The sequence below is a fragment of the Bradyrhizobium sp. UFLA06-24 genome, assembly GCF_054967145.1.
Map to the genome: position 1 here is coordinate 97,626 of NZ_JADFUE010000024.1, position 8,857 is coordinate 106,482.

10 protein-coding genes, 1 tRNA gene and 1 pseudogene are annotated in these 8,857 nt (G+C 64.7%); 9 read left to right on the forward strand and 3 right to left on the reverse strand.

Annotated elements, in window-relative coordinates:
* Positions 1-47 precede the first annotated feature (47 nt).
* A tRNA-Pro gene (locus IF809_RS20605) sits at positions 48-124 on the forward strand.
* A 250-nt stretch (positions 125-374) separates the two neighbouring features.
* On the opposite strand, the gene IF809_RS20610 is transcribed toward IF809_RS20605, so the two are convergent.
* A complete protein-coding gene (locus IF809_RS20610; RefSeq protein ID WP_128967772.1) occupies positions 375-701 on the reverse strand; it encodes a hypothetical protein in 327 nt (108 codons plus the stop codon).
* 206 nt (positions 702-907) lie between these two features.
* Positions 908-1,132, reverse strand: coding sequence for a hypothetical protein (locus IF809_RS20615; protein ID WP_128967771.1), 225 nt, complete (start codon positions 1,130-1,132; stop codon positions 908-910).
* A 225-nt stretch (positions 1,133-1,357) separates the two neighbouring features.
* Between IF809_RS20615 and IF809_RS20620 the strand changes: the two genes are divergently transcribed.
* The 5 genes from IF809_RS20620 to IF809_RS20640 all read left to right on the forward strand — a co-directional run bounded on the left by IF809_RS20620 (position 1,358) and on the right by IF809_RS20640 (position 5,364).
* Positions 1,358-2,317 (forward strand): N-carbamoyl-D-amino-acid hydrolase, encoded by a 960-nt coding sequence (locus IF809_RS20620; protein WP_462838322.1) that lies wholly within the window; start codon positions 1,358-1,360, stop codon positions 2,315-2,317.
* Positions 2,318-2,643: 326 nt separating this feature from the next.
* Positions 2,644-3,198 carry a TetR/AcrR family transcriptional regulator gene (locus IF809_RS20625; RefSeq protein WP_462838323.1) on the forward strand — a complete coding sequence of 185 codons (555 nt, stop codon included), beginning with the start codon at positions 2,644-2,646 and terminating at the stop codon, positions 3,196-3,198.
* Between the two features lie 67 nt (positions 3,199-3,265).
* On the forward strand, positions 3,266-4,459 hold the full coding sequence (locus IF809_RS20630; RefSeq protein ID WP_462838324.1) for an MFS transporter: 1,194 nt from the start codon (positions 3,266-3,268) through the stop codon (positions 4,457-4,459).
* A 140-nt stretch (positions 4,460-4,599) separates the two neighbouring features.
* A complete protein-coding gene (locus IF809_RS20635; RefSeq protein ID WP_128967767.1) occupies positions 4,600-5,019 on the forward strand; it encodes a DUF4118 domain-containing protein in 420 nt (139 codons plus the stop codon).
* Positions 5,020-5,154: 135 nt separating this feature from the next.
* Positions 5,155-5,364, forward strand: a complete 210-nt coding sequence (locus tag IF809_RS20640; protein ID WP_128967766.1) for a hypothetical protein — start codon at positions 5,155-5,157, stop codon at positions 5,362-5,364.
* A gap of 205 nt (positions 5,365-5,569) precedes the next feature.
* On the opposite strand, the gene IF809_RS20645 is transcribed toward IF809_RS20640, so the two are convergent.
* Positions 5,570-6,547, reverse strand: a complete 978-nt coding sequence (locus tag IF809_RS20645; RefSeq protein WP_128967765.1) for a LysR family transcriptional regulator — start codon at positions 6,545-6,547, stop codon at positions 5,570-5,572.
* Positions 6,548-6,666: 119 nt separating this feature from the next.
* Here IF809_RS20645 and IF809_RS20650 point away from each other — a divergent pair, with 119 nt between their 5' ends.
* The 3 genes and pseudogenes from IF809_RS20650 to IF809_RS20660 form a co-directional block, all read left to right on the forward strand.
* On the forward strand, positions 6,667-7,704 hold the full coding sequence (locus IF809_RS20650; protein ID WP_462838325.1) for a class 1 fructose-bisphosphatase: 1,038 nt from the start codon (positions 6,667-6,669) through the stop codon (positions 7,702-7,704).
* Between the two features lie 12 nt (positions 7,705-7,716).
* Positions 7,717-8,592: a phosphoribulokinase gene (locus IF809_RS20655; RefSeq protein WP_462838326.1), complete on the forward strand. Its 876-nt coding sequence runs from the start codon at positions 7,717-7,719 to the stop codon at positions 8,590-8,592.
* 16 nt (positions 8,593-8,608) lie between these two features.
* A pseudogene (locus IF809_RS20660) lies at positions 8,609-8,857 on the forward strand (transketolase); the annotation flags it as partial.

Below are 8,857 nucleotides of genomic sequence, written 5' to 3' on the forward strand. Positions count from 1 at the left end.
GGCCGCTTGCGGTGCGCCAAACCGGACGCTATAAGCCGGCCTCTTGTCGGAGTGTGGCTCAGCCCGGTAGAGCACTGCGTTCGGGACGCAGGGGTCGCAGGTTCGAATCCTGCCACTCCGACCATTCTTCCAAAAATTGGCGTTTTGCAAAGGCTTGGCGGACCGGCCGCTGGCGTCTCAGGTCCCCTTTTGCAACGATTTTGCGGGCGGGTCCACGGCCGATTTGGTCCTCGCAGAGTGACCTGTTCCGCGGGCATGGCTGGCTGATCTGCGGGCAAGAAACGATCTGAGGTCTAGGGCGCATTGAACTTCAGGGCGCGCCCTGATCAATCGTCCTCTGCTTCATCGATCGTGCTGCTGCAGGAGCGGTAGCCCTACCGCCGCGCCACCAGAACGCCCAGCATGAATGCCACCATCAGCGACGGCAGCGGCGCCTCACGCACCATGCCGCGGACGATATCGGACCAGTGCTGCTCCGGGACCAATCTCGGTGACCTGACGTGAGCCGCCGGCGGAATGTCCCAGTGTGATGCGAGTTCGGCGATTTCGCTTTGCGCGAGCCGCACGCCGTCACGGACACGGAAGATCGCGGCGTCCGCGCGCTCGCGTGGGGCAAGCAGCATCACCGTCGCGATTGCGGTGCGCAACGTCATCTCGCCGTAGCCTTGCAGCCTTACCGACTCCTCGGGGTCGGACATCATGCGAGTGCTTCCTCACAATGCGAAGTGGTAGGCGATGGTGAAGGCCATCGTCGCGCACAGGACCAGCGTGGAAACCGCGCCGGCCACACCGCGCGCGAGATGGGCTCGCGTCAGATGCCTGGTCATGATTTCGCTCCATGCTCTCCATGGAAATGGCGGGCCAGAGCGTTGGTTCCGTTGCGCCGCGCCGAATCGTCGAGGTCCGGCTATTTCCGGAGCAACTCGCGCAACGCGGCCGTCGCCTCGGCGCAGCGGATGTCGTCGATTTCCCTGGAGAGGCTGAGCGCGCTCGACTTCAGCTCGTCGATTTTCGCGCCCTCGGGGTGCTGGCCCTCGAGCTGGCTGAGTCGCTTGTTCAAATCGTCCAATCTGGACTGAAGCTGCCCGATGCTGGCGGCTCCCGTCACGTTCCAAACGCGTTGTGCACGCATCGTCGTTCCCCTGACTTGTCTCACGGCGTTGTGAGCAGGGTTCGTGGCCGCAATGGGCGTTTCTTTTGTCCGGTCTTAGATCGTGGGGAACCGTTGCAGATTGGCAACGAAAGTTCCTGGAATAGCTGTGGCCGATAGCTCATCCTCCGATACCGGCGCCGTCAGGCGCAGAACCTGCATGGGCGCGAGAGCCCGATCGACCGGGAAACGAACGAGGGACAATTCGTGGCGAGATTTGTGACTGTCGCGGCCGGCCAGTTGGGCCCGATTGCGAGGACCGAGACCCGGACCGAAGTGGTGGCGCGGCTGATGGCGTTGATGCGCCAAGCACATGCCAATGGCTGCGATCTGATCGTCTATCCCGAACTTGCGCTGACCACGTTCTTTCCACGCTGGTACTTCGAGGACCAAGCCGAGATCGACAGCTTCTTCGAACGCGAGATGCCCGGAGCGGAGACGCAAGCGCTGTTCGATCTCGCCCGCGCGTGCGGCATCGGATTTTGCCTCGGCTATGCCGAGCTCACGCTCGAAGCCGGAATCGTCCATCGCTACAACACCTCGATTCTCGTCGACAAGGGCGGCACCATCGTTGCGAAGTACCGCAAGGTTCATCTGCCCGGCCACGCCGAGCACGAGCCGTGGCGCAAGTTTCAGCATCTGGAGAAGCGCTATTTCGAGCCGGGCGGCGACTTCGGCGTGGTCGATGCGTTCGGCGGCGTGATGGGGATGGCGATCTGCAACGACCGCCGCTGGAGCGAGACCTATCGGGTGATGGGCTTGCAGGGCGTCGAGATGGTGATGATCGGCTACAACACTCCGGTGCACAATCCGCCCGCGCCGGAGCACGACGACCTCTCGCTGTTCCACAATCATCTGGTGATGCAGGCAGGGGCCTACCAGAACGGCACCTTCGTCGTTGGCGTCGCCAAGGCCGGTGTCGAGGAAGGCGTCGACCATATCGGCGGCAGCTGCATCATCGCTCCGTCAGGCGAAATCGTCGCTCGCTGCACCACCAAGGGCGACGAGCTCGCGCTCGCCCGCTGCGATCTCGATCTCTGCAATTCCTACAAGCGGACGACTTTCAATTTCGACATTCATCGCCAGCCGCAGGCCTATGGGATGATCGCCGAGCGGAAGGGCGTGGCTGTTATGGCGGACGGGACGCCGGTGATGCCGAAGGGGTGATCGCGCTCTCGCGAGGGCGAGAAGGCGTATCTGCAATTTGAGTGCTGGTCGCAGGAGCGATGCCCGTCCCCTCATAGGCCGTCATTGCTGCGCTCGCAATGACGGTGTGGAAAGAGCGTGCTCCAAACGCCGCTCTCGTGCCCGGACGCAGCGCAGCGTCTCTTCGGCGGCGCGCTGCAGAGCCCGGGCCGCCGGCCCGTCGCTCCCAAGTCACAACCACGTGTCTTTATTCGGAAACGATCATTCCCTATTATGTCGCGATGCAAAAAGTCGCTCGAAAATCGAGAGCATTCGCCCTTCCTCCCGGTCGTCCCCGCGAGTTCGACATGGACATCGCGCTGGACGGCGCCGTCAAGGTGTTTTGCGAGCGCGGCTATCACGCCACCTCGATCGGCGACCTCACGGCGGCGATGCGGCTTGCCACCGGGAGTGTCTACAAGGCGTTTCGCGACAAGCATGCCGTCTTCCTCGCCGCCTTCGAGCGTTACACCGCGATACGCGGGGAGCAGACCCGCGCGGCGGCCGCGCGCGGCGCAAACGGTCGCGAGCGGGTGCGGCACGTGCTCATGTCCTATGTCGAGCACTCCCAGGGCAGCGAGGGACGGCGCGGCTGTATCGTGGTCGGCAGCGCGGTCGAACTGTCGGCGGTCGATCCGGTGATGCGAGCCCGCGTCACGGCGCAGCTCAAGAGCAACGAGGCCTTCATCGCCGGCCTCATCCGCGAAGGGCAGGCTGATGGCTCGATTCCCGGCCATGTCGATGCCGACGGTACGGCGCGGCTGATGATCTGCATGACGCAGGGGCTGCGCGTGGTCGGCAAGGCGCGTCTGTCGCTCGAGGGCGAGCGCCTGATCGGCGTCGCGATGAAGCTGCTCGCGTGAACTTTTGTCGAATTAGGGAATGATCGTTTCCTATATCTGAAGGCCTTGGAGTGTCGGAGAGTTCTAGATGACGATGAATGCCACGATCGAGACCGCACCGCAGGCGGATGCGGTCTCGCAGCGACTGACCTTCGTGCTTGCCGCGGCCTGTGGCATGGTCGCCGCCAATATCTATTATGCGCAGCCGCTGATCGCTCCGATCAGCGCGGCGCTCGGCCTGTCGCATGCGGCCGCGGGCCTGATCGTGACCATGACGCAGATCGGCTACGGCACGGGGCTGCTGTTGATCGTGCCGCTCGGCGACCTCGTCGAGAACCGCACGCTGATCTGCACCGTGATCACGCTCGGCGCGGCAGCGCTGCTCGCGGCCGCGCTCGCGACCCATGCGCTGCCGTTCCTGATCGCGGCGCTGTTCATCGGTCTCGGCTCGGTCGCGGTGCAGATCATCATTCCCTATGCCGCCCACCTCGCGCCGGAAGCCATTCGCGGCCGTGTCGTCGGCAACGTCTCGACCGGCTTGATGCTCGGCATCATGCTGGCGCGCCCGGTGTCGAGCTTCGTTACCGCGGCGCTGTCCTGGCATGCGGTGTTCTTCTGCTCGGCAGCGTTGATGATCGCGCTCACGGTCGTGCTGCGCATCACGCTGCCGAAGCGCAAGCCGGTGGCGCGCATGCATTACGGCGCGCTGCTGCTGTCAATGCCGCATCTGGTGCGGACCACGCCGCTGCTCAGGCGGCGTGCGCTGTACCAGGCCGGCCTGTTCGGCGCCTTCACCCTGTTCTGGACCGTGGTGCCGCTCCAGCTCGCCGTCCAATTCGGCTTCACCCAGCGCGGCATCGCCCTGTTCGCGCTCGCCGGCGTGTCCGGCGTGTTCGCAGCGCCGATCGCAGGCAGGCTTGCCGATCGCGGCCATAGCCGCATCGCCACGCTCGCCGCGATGCTGTTCGTTGCGCTGGGCTTCCTGGTGACGCATGTCGGCGCGGCCGGCTCGATGCTCAATCTGGCCGCTCTCGTTGTGGCCGCGATCGCCATCGATTTTGGCGTGCAGGGCAATGTGGTGCTCGGCTTTCGCGCCATCTTCCTGCTCGGACACGAACATCGCAGCCGCCTCAACGGGCTCTATATGGCAACGTTCTTTGCGGCCGGAGCAGCGGGGTCCGCGCTCGGCGCCTGGGCGTTCGCGCAAGGCGGCTGGACGCTGGCCTCGGCCATTGGCCTTGCATTGCCCGTCGCCGGCCTGCTCTACGCGGTCACGGAATAGAGGTACGATTGTGTGCCGTGGCCCCGTTTACCAGCCTCGCATCGGGCCGCGGTGAAGATGCGATTTCCGCCTCGCGGATTCCCTGCTGCTGTAGTACTTTGGTCGCAAGCGGCCTGGTTAACGGCGGCAGGGGAGGCCCTATGAGGCGTGCGGGACTGGTTGGCGTACCGCGGTTGCGGCCATGGTCGTGGCAGGCGTTTCTGTTCGGATTTGTCGTCGTCGCAGCGTCGGCTGTGCTTCAAGGCGTCTGCGTCGCGCTCGGTGCAAAGCTCTATTTTGCGGCGTTCCTGCCCAGCCTGTTCGTGCTCGGCATTGTCGCGGGCGTGCCGGCGGCCGTGTTTGCCGCGCTGCTCACCATTCCCCTGGTGTGGTGGGCGTTCATCCCGCCCTTCTTCGAGTTCACGGCGCTGTCGAGTGCGAACGCGGATTCCGTCAACCTGTTCTGCCTGCTGGCCGTGCTGGTGATTGGCCTTGCCGATCTCTGCCGTGCGAGCATGACCATCAACCGCCGTGGCGGATTGAAGTCGTCGGGCGAGAGCGCGGCAACGAATTCGCAATAAACAGGTGCCGCCGAGAGCGCTCGTTGCGCTGAGGCAACAGTCCGGCAACCATCCGCGCGCTTGGGTCACGCCGCTAACTTTTCAAAAAAGATTTGGCCGCAATTTCTCCCGCGGGAATACGAGGGAGTTTTCGACATGACCGGCCAGATCAACGGACACGCCATCTTCGAGAACGTGCGCCGCTATCGCGGCATCGCATCGCTCTATCGCCAGACCGCGGCGTTTCGTCCAGGCCAGCGCGGCTCGCTGCTGGAGCAGGCCAACGAGTGGGAAGCTCGCGCGCTGTCGGAACTGGAAGCCTATTTCGCGGCCCGCGCGGATCACGCCGCCGTGCTCGCCGCCTGAGCGTAGTCGAGAGCGGGCCCGGGGCGACTACGGAGTTGCCCTGTTGCCCGCCTGTGCTAGCAATTCGTCCAAATCCGTTTACGACGGCCGGGGGCGCGCGATGACCACATTCAACCGTATTTTCACGACAGAGCGTCTGCTCCAGATCATCCTTATCCTGGCGGCCACCGTCGCGATGAAGCTGATGGCCTGAGCGCTGGCGGCGCTATCGCTTGCCGAAATCGGGGACTTCGGGCAGATAGTTCGCGCCTTCCGAGCCCAGAAAATCGAACATCGCCTGCGCCGGCGGCAGCAGCACCTTGTCGCTGCGGCGGATCACATACCATTGCCGCACGATCGGCAGGCCTGCGACGTCGAGCACGATGAGGCGGCCTTCGGCGAGCTCGTGCGCCACGGTATGTGCCGAGATGAAGGCGATGCCGAGCCCGGCGATCACCGCCTGCTTGATGGTCTCGTTGCTGCTCATCTCCATGCCGATGATCGGCTCGAGATCGGACTTCTGGAACATGCCCTCCATCAGCGTGCGCGTGCCCGACCCCGGCTCGCGGGTGAGGAAGGTCTCGTGCACGAGATCGGTCAGGCTGAGGCCTGAATCCTTCTCCAGCCAGTGCCCCTTGCGCGCGACGATGATGTGCGGATTGCGCCCGAGCTGGCGGACGTCGACGCTGACGTCGGCCGGCGGCCGACCCATCACGGCAAAATCGAGCTCGTAGCCGTGCATGGCCTCGCGGATCTCCTCGCGGTTGCCGATGGTGAGCTTGATCTCGATTTTCGGTGAGCGCTTGGAGAACGCCGCGATGGCATGCGGCACGAAGTATTTCGCGGTCGAGACCGCGCCAAGGTGCACCGTGCCGCCGGTCCTGCCCGCAAGCAGATCGAGGGCGCCCTGGCAGTCGGTGATGGCGGCTTCGACGCGTTCGGCGAGCGCCAGAACTTCCCGACCTGCCTCCGTCAGCAGCATCCCATCGCCGGTCCGCTGCACCAGCGGCAAACCTGCAAGGTCCTGAAGCTGCCGCAGCTGCTGCGTCACCGCCGGCTGGGTCAGGCCGAGCTGGGTCGACGCAGCGGTGACGCTGCCCTTGGCCGAGAGCGCCGCAAGCGAGCGCAACTGCCGGATCGTCAGATGCCGGAGCTGGGCGGCTGCATGGCCGGAGCCATTATAAGAAAATTCTTTGGCACTCATTATGAATAGAAATTTTCCTTATTAAGCCGCCCCTGTCAATCTCCTCGTGCCGAGACTGACCGCACCGACCTCCAGCGGGGAGGACATGGATGCGGCGCCGGCAAAGGGGATGGACGCAGATGACCGGGCAACTCAGGCTGGACGACCACCTTCAACGGTATTCCGAGACGGCGCCGCATGCGCTGGCCGTGGCGGCGGCAGTTGATGCCATCGCGGCGGCGGCGATCGAGATCGCCGACCTCATCGCCAGCGGAGACCTCGCTGACGCTTCCGGCCTGACCACCGGCTGCAACAGCGACGGCGACGTCCAGCGCGACCTCGATGTCCAGGCCGACGCGATCCTGCGCCGCTACCTCGGCAGGCAGCCGATCGCGGCGCTCGCATCCGAGGAAATGCGCGAGCCCCAGATCTGGGATCGCCAGGCGAAGATCTGCATTGCGATCGATCCGCTGGATGGCTCCTCCAACATCGATATCAACATGACCGTCGGCACGATCTTCTCGATCCTGCCCGCGCCTGATGATCTCGCGCTTGCCTTTCATCAGCGCGGATCGGCGCAGCTCGCGGCGGGGTTCGTCACCTACGGTCCGCAGACCTCGCTGGTGCTGACGCTTGGCGAGGGCGTCGACATCTTCACGCTCGACCGCAAAGCCGGCTGTTTCCGCCTCGCGCGCAGCGGCGTGCAGATATCCGAGGCCTGCGAGGAATTCGCGATCAACGCGTCGAACCGCCGGCACTGGGACCCGCCCGTGCGCGCCTTCATCGACGAATGCCTCGCCGGCGTCGACGGGCCTGCGAACCACAATTTCAACATGCGCTGGATCGGCTCGCTCGTCGCGGAGGCCTATCGCATCCTCACCCGCGGCGGCGTGTTCCTCTATCCCTCCGATGCGCGGCCCGGCTACGGCGACGGGCGTCTGCGCCTGGTCTACGAGGCGCACCCGATGGCGATGATCATCGAGCAGGCTGGCGGCTCCGCCACGACCGGCCGCGAGCGCATCCTCGACCTCTCGGCGCAGAGCCTGCACCAGCGCGTGCCGCTGATCATGGGCTCGAGCAACGAGGTGCGGCGCGCCGCCGAGTTGCACTGCGATCCGCTGCTGGGTGCCAGCGTCTCCGCGCCGCTGTTCGCGCGCCGCGGCTTCTTCCGGCTGTGAGGGAGGTGACCGATGTCCAGGAAGCATCCGATCATCTCCATCACCGGCTCCTCCGGCGCCGGCACGACCTCGGTGAAGAAGACCTTCGAGCAGATCTTCTTCCGCGAGAAGGTCAATGCCGCCTACATCGAGGGCGACGCCTTCCATCGCTATGACCGCGCCGAGATGCGCGCGCAGATGGCTAACGAGGCCGAGCGCGGCAACAAGCACTTCAGCCATTTCAGCCCCGAGACCAATCTGTTCGAGGAGCTGGAGCGGGCCTTCCGCGACTACGGCGAGACCGGCACGGCGACGACGCGGCACTATGTGCACGACGCCGAGGAGTCCGCGCTGCATGGCGCCGCGCCCGGCACCTTCACCGAATGGAAGCAGCTGCCGGAAAACTCGGACCTGTTGTTCTACGAAGGCCTTCACGGCGCCGTCGTCACCGATAGAGTGAATGTCGCGCGCTATGCCGATCTCAAGATCGGCGTCGTGCCCGTCATCAATCTCGAATGGATCCAGAAGCTGCACCGCGACCGCAGCGCGCGCGGTTATTCGACCGAGGCGGTCACCGACACGATCTTGCGGCGGATGCCTGATTACATCCACTACATCTGTCCGCAATTCACCGAGACCGACATCAACTTCCAGCGCGTGCCGACGGTGGATACCTCAAATCCGTTCGTCGCACGCTGGATCCCGACGCCGGACGAATCGATGGTGGTGATCCGCTTCAAGAATCCGCGCGGCATCGACTTTCCGTATCTGCTGTCGATGCTGCCGCAAAGCTGGATGTCCCGCGCGAACTCGATCGTGTGCCCCGGCGCGAAGCTCGACCTGGCGATGCAACTGATCCTGACGCCGCTGATCATGCAGTTGATCGAGCGCAAGCGCAGCTTGAAGTGAGCAAGGAGAGAACCCGATGAACATCTCCGTCCACGCCGAAGCCGACCTCACCGCGGTCTCGCATAACGATCTCGCCAACGCCGTCCGCTTCCTCGCGGTCGACGCCATCGAGATGTCGCAGTCCGGCCATCCAGGTCTGCCCATGGGTATGGCCGACGTTGCGACCGTGCTGTTCTCGCGCTTCCTGAAATTCGACTCGGCGCACCCCAACTGGCCGGACCGCGACCGCTTCGTGCTGTCAGCGGGGCATGGCTCGATGCTGCTC